This window comes from Flavobacterium sp. MMLR14_040 (assembly GCF_033657265.1).
Taxonomy (GTDB): domain Bacteria; phylum Bacteroidota; class Bacteroidia; order Flavobacteriales; family Flavobacteriaceae; genus Flavobacterium.
The window spans coordinates 33,862-47,796 of record NZ_JAWVWO010000013.1 but is presented as its reverse complement, the minus strand read 5'-3'; the positions used below and the strand labels follow the sequence as shown (position 1 = coordinate 47,796).

At 34.0% G+C, this 13,935-nt stretch carries 15 protein-coding genes; 2 read left to right on the top strand and 13 right to left on the bottom strand.

The window, feature by feature from the left end; translation table 11 throughout:
- Positions 1-118: 118 nt before the first annotated feature.
- Positions 119-1,546 (bottom strand): L-serine ammonia-lyase, encoded by a 1,428-nt coding sequence (locus SD960_RS16695; RefSeq protein WP_318804904.1) that lies wholly within the window; start codon positions 1,544-1,546, stop codon positions 119-121.
- A 320-nt stretch (positions 1,547-1,866) separates the two neighbouring features.
- Between SD960_RS16695 and SD960_RS16690 the strand changes: the two genes are divergently transcribed.
- Together SD960_RS16690 and SD960_RS16685 are read left to right on the top strand one after the other, a co-directional pair.
- Positions 1,867-4,014, top strand: coding sequence for a cation:proton antiporter (locus tag SD960_RS16690; protein ID WP_318804903.1), 2,148 nt, complete (start codon positions 1,867-1,869; stop codon positions 4,012-4,014).
- A 138-nt stretch (positions 4,015-4,152) separates the two neighbouring features.
- The gene (locus SD960_RS16685; RefSeq protein ID WP_318804902.1) at positions 4,153-4,515 is read left to right on the top strand and encodes a VOC family protein; all 363 of its coding nucleotides are present in this window, start codon (positions 4,153-4,155) and stop codon (positions 4,513-4,515) included.
- A gap of 85 nt (positions 4,516-4,600) precedes the next feature.
- On the opposite strand, the gene SD960_RS16680 is transcribed toward SD960_RS16685, so the two are convergent.
- The 12 genes from SD960_RS16680 to SD960_RS16625 all read right to left on the bottom strand — a co-directional run bounded on the left by SD960_RS16680 (position 4,601) and on the right by SD960_RS16625 (position 13,928).
- Entirely contained in the window at positions 4,601-5,284 is a 684-nt protein-coding gene (locus SD960_RS16680; protein ID WP_318804901.1) for a 2'-5' RNA ligase family protein, read from the bottom strand.
- A gap of 6 nt (positions 5,285-5,290) precedes the next feature.
- Positions 5,291-5,659 carry an iron chaperone gene (locus SD960_RS16675; protein ID WP_318804900.1) on the bottom strand — a complete coding sequence of 123 codons (369 nt, stop codon included), beginning with the start codon at positions 5,657-5,659 and terminating at the stop codon, positions 5,291-5,293.
- Positions 5,660-5,751: 92 nt separating this feature from the next.
- Entirely contained in the window at positions 5,752-6,219 is a 468-nt protein-coding gene (locus SD960_RS16670; RefSeq protein ID WP_318804899.1) for an SRPBCC family protein, read from the bottom strand.
- Between the two features lie 167 nt (positions 6,220-6,386).
- Positions 6,387-6,968: a TIGR00730 family Rossman fold protein gene (locus SD960_RS16665; RefSeq protein WP_318804898.1), complete on the bottom strand. Its 582-nt coding sequence runs from the start codon at positions 6,966-6,968 to the stop codon at positions 6,387-6,389.
- Positions 6,969-6,973: 5 nt separating this feature from the next.
- Positions 6,974-7,492, bottom strand: a complete 519-nt coding sequence (locus SD960_RS16660; RefSeq protein ID WP_318804896.1) for a GNAT family N-acetyltransferase — start codon at positions 7,490-7,492, stop codon at positions 6,974-6,976.
- Positions 7,493-7,726: 234 nt separating this feature from the next.
- The gene (locus SD960_RS16655) at positions 7,727-8,851 is read right to left on the bottom strand and encodes a lactonase family protein (protein ID WP_318804894.1); all 1,125 of its coding nucleotides are present in this window, start codon (positions 8,849-8,851) and stop codon (positions 7,727-7,729) included.
- Positions 8,852-9,035: 184 nt separating this feature from the next.
- Positions 9,036-10,133 carry an MBL fold metallo-hydrolase gene (locus SD960_RS16650; protein WP_318804893.1) on the bottom strand — a complete coding sequence of 366 codons (1,098 nt, stop codon included), beginning with the start codon at positions 10,131-10,133 and terminating at the stop codon, positions 9,036-9,038.
- 6 nt (positions 10,134-10,139) lie between these two features.
- Complete coding sequence (locus tag SD960_RS16645; protein WP_318804891.1) at positions 10,140-10,562, bottom strand: DUF1801 domain-containing protein; 423 nt, start codon at positions 10,560-10,562, stop codon at positions 10,140-10,142.
- A gap of 5 nt (positions 10,563-10,567) precedes the next feature.
- Positions 10,568-11,614: a serine hydrolase domain-containing protein gene (locus tag SD960_RS16640; RefSeq protein ID WP_318804889.1), complete on the bottom strand. Its 1,047-nt coding sequence runs from the start codon at positions 11,612-11,614 to the stop codon at positions 10,568-10,570.
- A 78-nt stretch (positions 11,615-11,692) separates the two neighbouring features.
- A complete protein-coding gene (locus SD960_RS16635) occupies positions 11,693-12,061 on the bottom strand; it encodes a nuclear transport factor 2 family protein (protein ID WP_318804888.1) in 369 nt (122 codons plus the stop codon).
- Between the two features lie 83 nt (positions 12,062-12,144).
- Positions 12,145-12,825 carry an aspartate/glutamate racemase family protein gene (locus SD960_RS16630; protein WP_318804886.1) on the bottom strand — a complete coding sequence of 227 codons (681 nt, stop codon included), beginning with the start codon at positions 12,823-12,825 and terminating at the stop codon, positions 12,145-12,147.
- Between the two features lie 188 nt (positions 12,826-13,013).
- Positions 13,014-13,928 (bottom strand): helix-turn-helix transcriptional regulator, encoded by a 915-nt coding sequence (locus SD960_RS16625; RefSeq protein WP_318804885.1) that lies wholly within the window; start codon positions 13,926-13,928, stop codon positions 13,014-13,016.
- Positions 13,929-13,935: the final 7 nt, after the last annotated feature.

Sequence of the window (13,935 nt, the reverse complement as noted above, 5' to 3'; positions counted from 1 at the left end):
GTAGTAAATTTTTTGTTTGCCACGAATTGCACGAATCTCCACTAATTTTTAAATGCGCAAAGCATCGTTTAAGAATTAATTCGTGAAAATTAGTGTCATTCGTGGCAAACTTTCTCTTTTAACAATCAGCCATGTTTACAGCAATTGCAAGTCCGCCTTCAGAGGTTTCCTTGTATTTGGAGTTCATGTCTTTTGCCGTTTGCCACATTGTATTGATAACTTTGTCTAACGGAACTTTGGCATTTTTAGAATCGGTTTCTAAGGCCAATTCGGCAGCGTTTATGGCTTTTATCGCGCCCATTGTATTTCTTTCGATACACGGAATTTGTACTAAACCGCCAATTGGGTCGCAGGTTAAGCCCAAATGATGTTCCATGGCAATTTCGGCCGCCATTAAAACCTGAGCAGGAGTTCCGCCCATTAACTCGCAAAGTGCTGCAGCAGCCATCGCTGACGAAACGCCAATTTCGGCCTGACAACCACCCATTGCTGCAGAAATAGTAGCACCTTTTTTAAAGATACTTCCAATTTCTCCGGCAACCATCAAAAATTGTTTGATTTCTTTTTCGCCTGCATCGTGATTTTCAATCACTAAATAATACATCAAAACCGCCGGAATCACGCCTGCGCTTCCGTTGGTTGGTGCTGTAACCACACGTCCCAGAGAAGCATTTACTTCATTTACGGCAAGTGCAAAACAACTTACCCATTTCAGGATTTGGCGAAATTTTACTTCGGTTTTTCTGATTTCTTCCAGCCACGATTGCGGATCTGAATAATTTGATAAACCAATTAAATTCTGATGCATATCAAAAGCTCTTCTGCGCACGTTTAATCCACCCGGAAGTATTCCTTCAGAATGACAGCCAATGTACATGCATTCAAGCATTGTGTGCCAAATACGCATTAATTCCGAATCAATTTCGGCTTCAGGACGCATTGATTTTTCGTTTTCATAAACAATTTCCGAAATCATTTTGTTTTCAGAAATCGTATAATTTAAAAGTTCAACCGCATTTTGAATCGGGAACGGAAAAGCACATTTTATTTCTTCTTTTATTTTGGCATTGGTTCGTTCTTCTTTCACCACAAAACCTCCTCCGATAGAATAAAAAGTAGATTCATATTCAGAGTTATCAGCTTTGTAAGCCGTAAATTTTAAGCCATTGGCATGGAAAGGAAGAAAGTCTTTATTGAAAACAATATCCTGAAGAAAGTAAAACGGAATCGTAATCTGGTTGCCCAAAACGATTTCATTTTTGGTTTCGATCGATTTGATGACTCCTGCAATATCTTCAATAGGAATATATTCGGGATCCTGACCGCTCAAACCCAGCATAACTGCCAAATCTGTAGCGTGGCCTTTTCCTGTTAAGGAAAGCGAACCGTATAAATCGACCCTCACTCTGGTAGTTTGTTCTAAAATAGATTCGTCTTTTAACTCTTTTAAAAAACGTTCTGCGGCGCGCCAGGGACCTAATGTATGGGAACTAGACGGGCCAACACCAATTTTAAGCATATCAAAAACAGAGATACATTCTTCCATTGTTCAATTTTTATTAAGACAAAGATAATTGAATAATGCAACGATCGGGAATATTTAATTGTTAATGTTGCGGTTTTGTTAAAAAAAATATTAAATTTTAATAATTTGGCAATGAAATAAATTTAATTGCTTAATATGCGGTTTTCGTAAAAAGTTGGCGCTTTTTTTAGGTATTTTTGTACTGAAGCAATCACTAAAAAATCCGGTTTTTTAACTTTTAAACAATCGGGTAAATAATAACTTCTGATATGTTTTTTCGATTTTTAGGAACCTTTTTTTACGAAAAAATTGAAATACCACAAAGAAGATAAAATTACATTATGATAGAATTTTTCAAGCATTTATTACAAGAATTCGAATTACCGCTTAACAATCCAGTATTAATTTTTTCGTTGATACTTTTCATTATTCTGCTGTCTCCAATTTTACTAAAAAAAATAAACATTCCCGGAATTATAGGACTTATAATTTCTGGTGTAATCATTGGTCCTCACGGACTTAATATTCTTGCTAAAAGTTCGGCTGTTGATTTATTCTCCACCATCGGACTTTTGTATATTATGTTTATCGCGGGTCTTGAACTCGATATGAACGAGTTTAAAGCCAATCAAAATAAGAGTTTATTATTTGGATTTTTTACTTTTATTTTTCCCTTATCCATTGGTTTTCCTGTTTGTTACTATTTACTGCAATACGATTTTAATGCCAGTTTTTTAACGGCAAGTATGTTTGCCACGCACACTTTGGTAGCCTATCCAATCGTAAGTAAAATGGGAATCTCAAAAAATCAGGCGGTTGCCATAACTGTTGGAGGAACAATTTTAACAGATACTGCGGTTTTGATAATTCTTGCCGTAATTATGGGAAGCGCTCAGGGAAATCTTAATCAGGCATTCTGGATAAAATTAGGCGTTTCGCTGGCCATTTTCTCTGCCATTATGTTTTTGGTTATTCCGAGAATTGCAAAATGGTTTTTCAAGAAATTAGAAAGTGAAAAACACGCCCATTATATATTTGTACTTTCAGTTGTTTTCTTCGCCGCGTTTTTGGCCGAAGTAGCAGGAGTAGAGCCTATTATTGGTGCATTCGTTGCCGGTTTGGCGCTAAATCCGTTAATTCCGCATTCATCTGCATTGATGAACAGAATTGAGTTTATTGGGAATTCATTGTTTATTCCTTTTTTCCTGATTTCTGTGGGAATGCTGGTTGACATCAGCGTAATTTTGAGCGGGCCAACAGCTTTAATTGTTGCCGGAACACTGAGTGTGGTGGCTATTTTTGGAAAATGGTTTGCGGCCTTTTTTACGCAAATTGTTTTTAAATACACAAAGACAGAAAGACAGCTTATTTTCGGATTGAGCAGTGCGCACGCAGCAGCGACTCTGGCTGTAATTTTGGTGGGTTTTAAAGCGAAAATTTTAGATGAAAATATATTAAACGGAACTATTATTTTAATTCTGATAACGTGTATTGTGGCATCTTTTGCTACTGAAAAAGCAGCTAAAAAAATTGCCATTTGTGAGGAAGAAGTTTCGCATGAAGATACCAACAGAGATAAAATTTTGGAAGAACATATTTTGATTCCGTTGGCAAAAACTTCTGCAACAGCGAGTTTGCTGGATTTTGCACTTTTAATAAAAGACAAAAAATCGACCAATCCCGTTACTTTGCTAACAATTGTTCCGAATAATGATCAGGCCGAAAAAAACATTTTAAGATATAGAAAAGCGGTTGACAAGTTTGTTATTCAGGGTTCAGCATCTGAAGTAAAAATCAATACCATTGCCAGAATAGATCATAATCCGGCGAGTGGAATTGCGAGAACTTCAAAAGAAATCATGTCGGATATTGTGATTGTGGGCTGGCCGAGAAAAACAGGTTTCCTGGATAAAATTTTTGGAGAAAACGTAGATTCAATTATCAATAACGTAGACAAAAGTTTATTTATCTGCCGATTTGAAAAGCCTTTTATAGAAGAAAAAAGACTGGTATTTATTTGCCCGCCTTTTTCAGAAAGAGGAGTTGGATTTCAGCTTTTGCTTCAAAAAATCTGCCGATTATCACAGGAACTAAGTATTCCGATTATGATTTATGCGGAATATAAAACACATCAGTCTATTTTGCAAATTGCTGCTAATTTAAAACTTAGCGCGAAATTGGGATTTAAAAGTATTTTAGATTGGGAAGATTTTGAAGCTATTTCAGATGAAATAAAACCAACTGATTTAATTGCCTTCAATTTATCCCGAAAAGGTTCTGTTTCATATCACGCGATCTTTGATAAATTGCCGCAAAAATTCGAAAAATCATTTTCAGAAAACAATCTGATTTTGGTTTATCCACAAGATGATAATAAAGTTACGTCTATGGATGCTTACGAAGATTTTACCGCAACTCCATTAACAAAAGGTCTTGAAGCTATTGAACAGATTGGTAGAGGTTTGGGAAGTATTTTGAAGAAGGGATAAGATGGTTTGCCACGAATTACACTAATTTTCCCTAATTTCCATTCTGTTCAAAACTAACAAAAAATAAATTCGTGGAATTTGAATCACCTTTTTTTTAAATTTGTGTAATTCGTGGCAAAAAACTTATAGATCAAAAGAATGAATCACAAAATCAAATCAATCCGTCCTTTTATCGGCGCTAAAGATTTCGAAATCTCTAGAAGTTTTTATCGTGATTTAGGTTTTGAAGAAACAGTTTTAGATACTAATTTTTCTGTTTTTAAAAGTGAAGAAATTGCCTTTTATCTTCAGGATTATTATACCAAAGACTGGATCGAAAACACCATGATTTTTCTTGAAGTTGATGATGTTGATCGTTACTACAACGAACTTTTAGCCTTAAATCTTCCACAGAAATATGACGGTGTAAAACTCACTCCAATTCGTAATTTAGATTGGGGAAGAGAATGTTTTCTGCATGATCCATCTGGTATTTTATGGCATTTTGGAGAATTTAAATAAAAAGTTTTCCACGAAGGCGCAAAGGCACAAAGTTTTTTTGACAATTTGAATTAGTAAAAATTATTAAAATTTGTGGCAAAAAAACTTAAATATAAAAATCACATAAATGAATTGTATTCCTTTCTCTCTGATACCAATCATTATAAACTAATTCTACTTTATCAACTGTAAATTTCCCAAAATTATAATCGTTACGGAATTTCTCTGCAACAGCAATTAATTTCTCCGGATTTTGAAGTTTTTCCTGAAAACGCATTACAGTCGAATGCGCCGTTGAAATAGCATAACGACTATCAATACTTTGCTGCAAAGTAGACTTTTTAAAATTCTCACGAAGTTTGTTTCGTAAATCATTCAGGCTTTCATCAGCAGGAAAACCCTGAATCAGTAGAGCAGAAGGTGAGGCTGTTACGCCTCGAAATTCAATTTTAATTTCGCCCAAATTAATTAAACTTTCCTGAATTATTTTGATGTAATCTTCAATCGAAATTTTATCTAAAGTAAAACCTTCATAGCACGAAATAATTGCCATTAGCGTAATATGAATATCAGCATCAGGATAATAATATTGTTGTGGCTCAATCGTCTTTAATTCGTTTAAAAACAATTGAATATTGGCTTTAATTTTCTCGCTTGGGCGAATGAGCAGTGTAATGCCAAAACGGGAATCTGAAGGATTATTAATTTGAGAATCTAATTTATAATTTCCGGCTAAAATAGCTGCTGCAGATTTTTTATAAAGTTGATCGTAATGTTCGCTTAAATCCATTGAAAGTTATTTCTTTTTCGCTTTTTCCAGATTTTCTTTCACTCTGAATTTTACAATTCTGCTAATCAAATCAAACGGCATCGGTTTATCCAAAGGAAATTGCACAGAACCTTTTCCGGATTTATATTTCGAAAGCTCTTCTTTAAATTCTTCATGACCGCTTGGCAACGCATACAAGCCAATGTGATTTTTAAAAGCGGCAAAATAAACCACGATTCCGTTTTGCTCAAAAGCCGGCATCGAATAACTGATTTTTTCTTTGGCATCCGGCGCTGCCTTCTGAATTGTGTCTCTTATTTTTTCCAGAATTTCCTGAACGTCATTCGGAAATCCGCCAATATATTCGTCTATGTTTTCGGGTTTCTTCGTTTCCATGATTTTTGTTTTTTGTTTTTTTGTTTCAGGTTTCAAGTTTCAAGTTGCGTGCTGAACTTGAAACAAAAAAAAACGTGAAACCTGAAACTTTTTTACGCGAGTCCTTTCGGAAAGCGATCTAAAACAAGATTCAATAAAATATGATGTTCTAAGTAAGCTTTTGCTCCGGCTAAAACCAAAGTAAAACCTTCGGTGGAATTTCGAACCTGATCGATTATTTTATCAGGATCTCCTTTAAAACCAGAATTGGTGATGCTCACAAAAGTTTCATTTTCGTTTAATGGCGTAAAAATCCATTCAACTATTGTGCTTTCATCGGGATTTCCCCACTCGACCACAATTTTTTTATTTTCCTGCAAAACATGCGTCGTTACAGTTAATGAAAAGCCATACATTTCCCAAGTCCAATCGGTTTTTTTATCTTGTTCTAGTTTTCCCGAACCTTTTGTAAACCAAAATTTACTCGTAATTTCCGGATCAATAAAAGCCTGAAAAACTTCTGAAATAGGTTTTCTAATCAGCATTTCGGCTTTTGCGAATTTATTATTTTCTGTTTTCATCTTTTGGAGGTTAGATGTTATGTGTGAGAAACTATAAATTAAAAGTTATGCGTTAATTGTTGAAATGTAAAGATAAGTCTAATTGTTTAAATTTAAAATATAAGAATTGTACTTAACTTTTAAACGTCTAACACATAACATATAACACACAACTTTTAACTAAAAACTCACAACTCTTTTTTCTCAATCCATTTTCCAACAGTTGGGGCGACATAATTTTTCATTTGATTTAATAAATCATCAATATTATCACTTACTAAAAGCATTTTTTGATTTACATCTTTCAGTAAACCTTTTTCAACCATTGTTTCGGTTAATTCAATAAGAGAATCATAAAATCCGTTGATGTTTAAAATGGCGATCGGTTTTTTGTGTAAACCCAATTGTGCCCAGGTCAGCATTTCAAAAAGTTCCTCCAGAGTTCCAAAACCACCCGGAAGCGCAATAACGCCTTCGCATAAGTCGTTCATTTTTGTTTTTCTTTCGTGCATGCTTTCGACAAAAATCAATTCGGTAAGACCCAAATGTGCTATTTCTTTTGATCTTAAAAAATCGGGAAGAACACCAATTGCTTCTCCGCCGGCATTTAAAACGCCATCGGCTACAACGCCCATCAAGCCTACATTTGCACCGCCGTAAATTAATTTGATATTTTGTTTTGCCAAAGTTTGTCCGAGTAAAACGGCTTGTTCTTTATAAATTTCTTCGGTACCAAAACTCGATCCGCAGAAAACTGTAATGCTTTTCATTTTAATTATTTTTTTAATTCATATTCATAATGAATGATGTCAACGCCATTCATATTAAAAGTTACTTCGTTTATTTTTTCTGCTCCAAGTTTTAAAACTGCTTTTTGCGAACGGAAATTTTGTTCGGCAACATGAAAAATCACCAAATTTAAGCTTTCAAAAGCATAATCAATCATTAACTTTTTTAAAGCTTTATTATAAGGGCCTCCCCAAAATTTCCTGGTAATAAAGGTAAATCCTATTGCTACGCTTGATTTTTCGGCGTTGTAATCGTAAAATCGGGTTGTTCCCATAACTTCATTTGTCGCTTTATCTAAGATTAAAAAAGCACCTTTTGAGTTGATAGCGCCATCAAAAAACGGCTTGAAAACCTCCATTTTATATCGGTCTTTTATAGGATATTGTTCCCAGATTAAAGGATCTGAAGCTGCATTATGAAGTTCTTCAAAATGATTTTCCTGTAAAGGAATTAATTTTATAATGTCGTTTTCTAATACTTCTGGTTGTAAATTAAATGTTGTCATAGTTTTTATTTTTTTCTTGCCACAGATTAAAAGATTAGAAAGATTCTCAAAGTTTTGTCATTGCGAGGAACGAAGCAATCTCACGTGCTGCATCGACAAAGATTGACGACAAGCTTTGTCGAGTTTCTTGCGGAGATCCTTCCTCCGTCAGGATGACAAAAATGATGATAAAATCCGCGTTAAATCTGTGTTTTCGCTTGCGAATCCGCGTCATCCGTGTTCTATTTTACGCTATCAAATCCTTTTTATCTGAACACAAGAAACATTTTCCATTTTAACTTCTTTACCTACTTTTTTAAGTAATCCTGTTATTGAATCTCTTTTAAAAACAACCACGTTTCCTGAAATCACGTTTGTGGCGATCAGAAATTTTCCGCTTTCATCAATAGCAAAAATTCTCGGATGTTTTCCTAAAGTTGATTGATAACCAATGTTTTTTAAAAGTCCGTTTTCATCAATAGAAAAAATAGCGATATTGTTTTCCTGACCGCGATTTGTGGCGTACAGAAATTTTCCGTCGGGTGAAATATGAATATCCGAACTTTCAAAACCTTCTTTGATTTTATCAGGATGTGTATTAATGCGTTGTATTTTTTCTAAAGTTCCGTTTGAATATTGATAAACGCTGATTGCGCCCGCCATTTCTTCAATACAATAACCAAATTTTTGATTGGGGTGAAAAGTAAAATGTCTTGGCCCGGCTTCTAAATCGGTTTTTGTAAACGGATTTTTTGTTTCGATTAAAGGTTGTTTCTGAGTTTCATTAAAACCATAACAACGAATTTTATCGGCACCTAAATCTGGTAAAAAAAGATAATCAAATTGCGGAGAAAACACAGCCGAATGCACGTGCGATCTGGTTTGTCTTTCTTTATGAACACTTCCGTCGCTATATTGAAAATTCTGCGCAAGCGAATCGATTTTTCCATTTTCTAATAATGAATGAACCGAAACGCTTCCTTCTGTATAATTGGCATTTACGAGCCATTTTCCATTCTTGTGAACCGAAACATAAACCGGGTTTTCGCCACCACTTTTTTGTTTGTTTAAAAATGTCAGCGTTTTATTTTCAGGATTAAATTCAAAACTGCTCACATTTCCGTCATTTGGTGTTTTCGTTTCCGTACAGGCATAAACGTACTTTCCGTTTGGAGAAACCGTTAAATACGATGGATTAATAACATTTTTTGCTGAAGTTATTTTTGTCAGTTTTCCATTTAAAGTATCTAATTGAAATATTTGTATCGATTCTGCTTCTTTATCTTTATTGTATGATCCCAGGAAAACGTACGTATTTTGAGAGAAGCTATTTAAAACGCAAAAGAAGGTAATTGTAAAAAAGATGGTTTTTAGTTTCATTTTTTTGTTTTGAATTTATGCTCAATATTGTCATTTCGACGGAGGAGAAATCTTCTTTAGAAGCTCGACAAAGTATTTGATCATTGTTGCGGAGTTACTCCCGGAGATTTCTCCTTAGTGGAAATGACAAGCTAGCGTTCAAGTTTCAATTTTCAATCTAAAATCTAAAATCTGCAATCTAAAATTACCTAACTCCCTTCCACCATTGTTTAAATTCCTGTTTTTCATTTTTTAATTCAACTTTTTCTCCAATCATTGGTGTAATTAACGGAATTGGATTTTCTGAATTTGCATTCAATTCGGTTATTCTATTTAAAGGTTCGTCCCAGGCATGAAGCGATAAGGCAAATTTTGATGAATGTACAGGAAAAACTCTTTTTGCTTTTAGTTCTTTCATGGCATTTATAACATCTTCGGGTAAATTATGAATGTATTTCCACGCAGGATTATATTGTCCATTATCGATAAGTGCAATATCAAAAGGCCCATATTTATTTCCAATTTCAGCAAAATGAGTATCGTAACCGCTGTCGCCGCCCAAATACATTTTGAAATCTTTGGTTTCTAAAACAAAAGATGTCCAAAGCGTGTTGCAGCGGGTAAAACTTCGGCCGGAAAAATGTCTTGACGGTGTGGTGTAAAGCGTTAAATTTTGATCGAGTTCTATTTTTTCATGCCAGTCTTTTTCGATGATATCAGCAATTGGAAATCCCCAAAATTCAAAATGCGAACCAACACCAAGCGCAGTAATTATTTTTTTGATTTTCGGTTTTAATTGCATTATAGTTTTATAATCTAAATGATCATAATGGTCGTGCGTAATCAATAAATAATCGATTTCGGGAAAATCGTCGACAGTATAAACATCAGATCCTTTAAATGATCTTGTAGTGCCGTAAATAGGAGAGGCGTTTCCGCTAAAAACGGGGTCAATTAAAAAACGTTTTTTTTCCAATTGAATAAAATAGGAAGAATGCCCAAACCAAACTAAAACATCTTCATCTATAGAAAGCTCTTTCAAGTTGGTTTTCACCGAGGGAATAAGATCGGTTGGAATTTTTCTATCTACTTTTTTGAAGAAAAATTGGTAAAAAACATCAAAATAGCCGTATCCTTCTGCAAGATCAGGAGTGAAATTGGCATTTTCAAATTTTCCATTTTTATATTGAGGTGATTTTTGAATCAAAGCAAGTCTTTCGCCAGCAGGTGCTTTTCCGAATCTTGGATGTTGTAAATAAGCAAAAAAAGCAATTACTAAAAGGATAATTATTGTTAGGATCATATTTTTTTAGATTGAGGGATATAATTTTTGTAGATATTCAGCTGATCCTGAAACCATTTTTTTTAGAATTTCAACGTCAATATCGGCTAATTTTTTAATATAAACACAACCTTTTGCGGCTTTGTGTTTTCCAAATTTCGAAAGTAATTCTTCTTTATTGTCAGGTAAATAGAGGTAAAGTGAAATCGCCGCTTTTCTTGGCGAAAAACCGGCAAGCGGTGCATCGCCTTCGTGTCCGCTGTCATATTTGTAATGATAACTTCCGAAACCAATAATACCCGGTCCCCACATTTTGGCTTCAAAACCAGTTTGTTGCTGCATTATTTTGATGAGTTCAAAAGCATCATTTCGCTTTGTTTCATCTTCAACAGTAGTATTGATAAAATCAATAACGCTGCTTTCTGTTTCGGTAGTTTTATTTTTCGCCATTTTTGCTATTTTCGATTCAGTAAATCACTTTTAAAAAGAATGGTTTTGATTTTAAATCCGGTTGCATAAAACAAATCCGGGTTGTCAGGCATTTGATTCTCTAAAACAATCAAACTCACATCACTTTCCGGAAAATACAAATTTACAGAAGAAAACCCATCACCAAGTCCGGTATGGCCAATATATTTTACAGGTTCTTTTTCGATAATTCGAATGCCGTAACCATAACCTTCTTTTTCTTTTCCAAAGAGATTATGCTGCGATAAAATATTATATTTCAGCATTAATTGATACGTTTCGGGTTTCAGTATTTTTCCTTTATGAAGATTGTTATTCCAGATTGCCAAATCGTTTACGGTTGAAACAATTCCGTCAGCACCAAAACTTTCCGGAGTAATCTGAGAATCTTCTTTAATCTTATAAACATCATTTTGCACAAAATGTCCCGAAACTAAATTTTTAGCTTTGTCTTTAGCATAACAAAAAGTATTCTTCATATTTAGTTTTTTGAAAAGCGCATTTGCCACTTCATCATAACTTTTTTTAGAAGCTACGGCAACGATTTTCCCCAATAAATTAAAGCTTAAATTTCCGTATTTAAAGTCAGTTCCGGGTTTAAAAAGTAACGGTTTTTGCAAATCTACAATTCCGTGCGAATGGTTTAGAAGCTGGTGAACCGTTACAGAATCAGCCCAGGTTTGGGTAAGTTCCGGTAAATATTTTTTAATAGGCGCCTGCAAATCGATATTACCTTTTTCTACTTCCAATAAAATTAAAACAGCCGCAACTTGTTTACTATTCGACATGATTTCAAACTGGCTATCAATCGTTAAAGGCTTTTGGGTTTTAAAATTGGCAAACCCCTGTGCTTTATTGTACAGCGTTTTTCCGTTTTTAGAAATAAGAACTACACCATTAAATTTTGGTTTGGCAATTTTAATTAAACTGTCTATTTTGGTAGAATAATCATCTTTTTTTTGTGCAAACGAATTGCAATTAGAAAATAAAAAAACAAGAAATAATAAAGATAAAATTCTGGAAATAGCGTTCATTTTGAAGTTAGGAGTTAGGGGTTATGAATTATGAATTATGAGTTAATCTGTAAAATCTTCATGAAAAAATAGTAAAAACTAGAACATTCCGTTTTCGTTAATTGTTTCTTTTGGAATAGGCTGTCCTAAATCCCAAAGTTCTACTATTTTATCCGCTTCAAATCTAAAAATATGAACAACCGCCGCGCCTAAATCTGACGAATTTTGTTTGACATGCGAATGTACAGCAACCAGATTTTCATCTCTTAAAATATGATGAATTGTAAAAATCTTATTTGGGTTTGTTCTGGCAGATTCTTCCATTGCCAGCATTAAAGTATCAGCATTGCCTTTAAAATAGGCATTGTGATGTTTAAAATTTTCGCCAACATAAAGTCGGAATGCTTCGTGGGAATGCCCTTTTGCAGCGAGTTTTAAAAACTCCCGGGCAATATATTTCTTAGTCATGACTTGTCAATTTAAAAGCTAACTAAGTTATGAAATTAACCCCTTTTAAATATAAAAAAAGGTAGATTTATTAGCATCTTGATTTATGATGTAATAAAGTTCACGATGGCTTCAGAATGTATTTTTGTAGTATCAAAAACAGGAACCGAAAAATGAGATTGGTCTATTAATAAAGGAATTTCGGTACAACCCAAAATGATGCCTTCTGCGCCACGAGCAATGAGTTCGTTTGCTATTTTGATATAGTTTTGTTTAGAATCCGGATTTATAATTCCTCTTCCTAATTCTTCTTTCAGAACATGTTGTATATAATTTCTTGTTTCTTGTTTTTCGGGTATAAGTACATTTAGTCCAAAGCTTTTTAGACGGTCTTTATAAAAATCCATTTCCATAGAGAACGAAGTTCCTAAAAGCCCAACTGTAGTAATTTTTTCTTTTGTTATAGCTTTTGCCGTTTCAGTGCCAATATGTATTAATGGTAATCTAATTTCTTTTTCAATTTCATCGGCATACATATGCGCTGTATTGGCACAAAGTACAATGGCGTCAACACCGCTTTTTTGTAAACTTAAGCAGGCATTCAGTAAAAGTTCATACGAGTTTGCCCAGGTTTTTTCCTGAATATCACCAAAGTTCAAAGAATAAATAAGGCATTCTGCAAATTGCAATCCGCCCAGTTTTTTATTTACGCCTTCATTTATCAATTTGTAATAATCAATTGTCGAAACCCAACTGATTCCGCCTACAAGTCCAACTTTTTTCATTTAGTAAAGTTATACATCTTCAGGTTTGATTTTACCACACAGTGCACAAAGTTTTTTTGTTATTTGGTTTATAAAAAAAAACACAGAGTTCGCAAAGCTAAATGAATACTAAGCTTTGCGAACTCTGTGTTTTCTAAAGATCGCCAGATAAAAATCTTTGTGCACTCTGTGGTAAAATCATGATGATCTTAATTAAAAGACTGTCTAAATTCTAAAGGAGAAATAGTAGTTTTAGTCTTGAACAATTTACTAAAAGATTGCTGATGCTCAAAACCCAATTCAAAAGCAATTTCGCTTATAGATAAATTAGTTGTCGAGAGTTTTTCTTTTGCCTTTTCAATCAATTTATCGTGTATGTGCTGTTGTGTACTTTGTCCTGTCAGTAATTTTAACAATCCGCTTAAATAATTGGGAGAAACATTTAAATTTTCAGCAATGAACTGAACGGTTGGCAATCCTTTTTTTGCCAAAGAATCAGCAGAGAAATAGTCCTCCAATAAATTTTCCAAACGTTCCAGAATCTGATGATTGCTGATTTTTCTGGTAATAAATTGACGGTTATAAAAACGCTCAGAATAAGTAAGCAATAATTCGATTTGTGCAATAATCACATCCTGACTGAATTTGTCAATATTAGACTGGTATTCGTTCTGAATGTTTTTGATGATATTAATAATCATTTTTTCTTCCTTGTCAGAAAGATGCAAAGCTTCATGGACTGCATATCCAAAATATTCGTACTGCTTTATTTTTTTTGCTAAAGGCGTATTCCACAAAAAATCAGGATGGACCAATAAGGACCATCCTGTATGCTGAAGTTCTGCATTTCCTTCTATAGAAAATACCTGACCCGGAGCAATAAATAGCAAAACACCTTCTTTAAAATCATATTCCTGCTGACCATATCGCATGGTTGCATTGGCATGTCTTTTTAAGGCAATAGAATAAAAGTCAAGCATTAAGCTTTTTGGTTCAGCTTCGTTTAAGTGTTTAAGATCTTCAAAATTATAAACGCTTACCAAAGGATGTTCCGGCTTTGGCAAATCTCTAAATTCATGAAATTCGCTTATACTTTTTATTCGGTGTGGTTGCTGATTTGCCATAGTCTAA

Coding starts and splice junctions, on each gene's coding strand:
- SD960_RS16630 (WP_318804886.1), bottom strand. CDS start 12,825: ATGAAAAAAGTTGGACTTGTAGGCGGAATCAGTTGGGTTTCGACAATT.
- SD960_RS16625 (WP_318804885.1), bottom strand. CDS start 13,928: ATGGCAAATCAGCAACCACACCGAATAAAAAGTATAAGCGAATTTCAT.
- SD960_RS16665 (WP_318804898.1), bottom strand. CDS start 6,968: ATGAAAAGCATTACAGTTTTCTGCGGATCGAGTTTTGGTACCGAAGAA.
- SD960_RS16645 (WP_318804891.1), bottom strand. CDS start 10,562: ATGGCGAAAAATAAAACTACCGAAACAGAAAGCAGCGTTATTGATTTT.
- SD960_RS16650 (WP_318804893.1), bottom strand. CDS start 10,133: ATGATCCTAACAATAATTATCCTTTTAGTAATTGCTTTTTTTGCTTAT.
- SD960_RS16675 (WP_318804900.1), bottom strand. CDS start 5,659: ATGGAAACGAAGAAACCCGAAAACATAGACGAATATATTGGCGGATTT.
- SD960_RS16685 (WP_318804902.1), top strand. CDS start 4,153: ATGAATCACAAAATCAAATCAATCCGTCCTTTTATCGGCGCTAAAGAT.
- SD960_RS16680 (WP_318804901.1), bottom strand. CDS start 5,284: ATGGATTTAAGCGAACATTACGATCAACTTTATAAAAAATCTGCAGCA.
- SD960_RS16690 (WP_318804903.1), top strand. CDS start 1,867: ATGATAGAATTTTTCAAGCATTTATTACAAGAATTCGAATTACCGCTT.
- SD960_RS16660 (WP_318804896.1), bottom strand. CDS start 7,492: ATGACAACATTTAATTTACAACCAGAAGTATTAGAAAACGACATTATA.
- SD960_RS16640 (WP_318804889.1), bottom strand. CDS start 11,614: ATGAACGCTATTTCCAGAATTTTATCTTTATTATTTCTTGTTTTTTTA.
- SD960_RS16695 (WP_318804904.1), bottom strand. CDS start 1,546: ATGGAAGAATGTATCTCTGTTTTTGATATGCTTAAAATTGGTGTTGGC.
- SD960_RS16655 (WP_318804894.1), bottom strand. CDS start 8,851: ATGAAACTAAAAACCATCTTTTTTACAATTACCTTCTTTTGCGTTTTA.
- SD960_RS16635 (WP_318804888.1), bottom strand. CDS start 12,061: ATGACTAAGAAATATATTGCCCGGGAGTTTTTAAAACTCGCTGCAAAA.
- SD960_RS16670 (WP_318804899.1), bottom strand. CDS start 6,219: ATGAAAACAGAAAATAATAAATTCGCAAAAGCCGAAATGCTGATTAGA.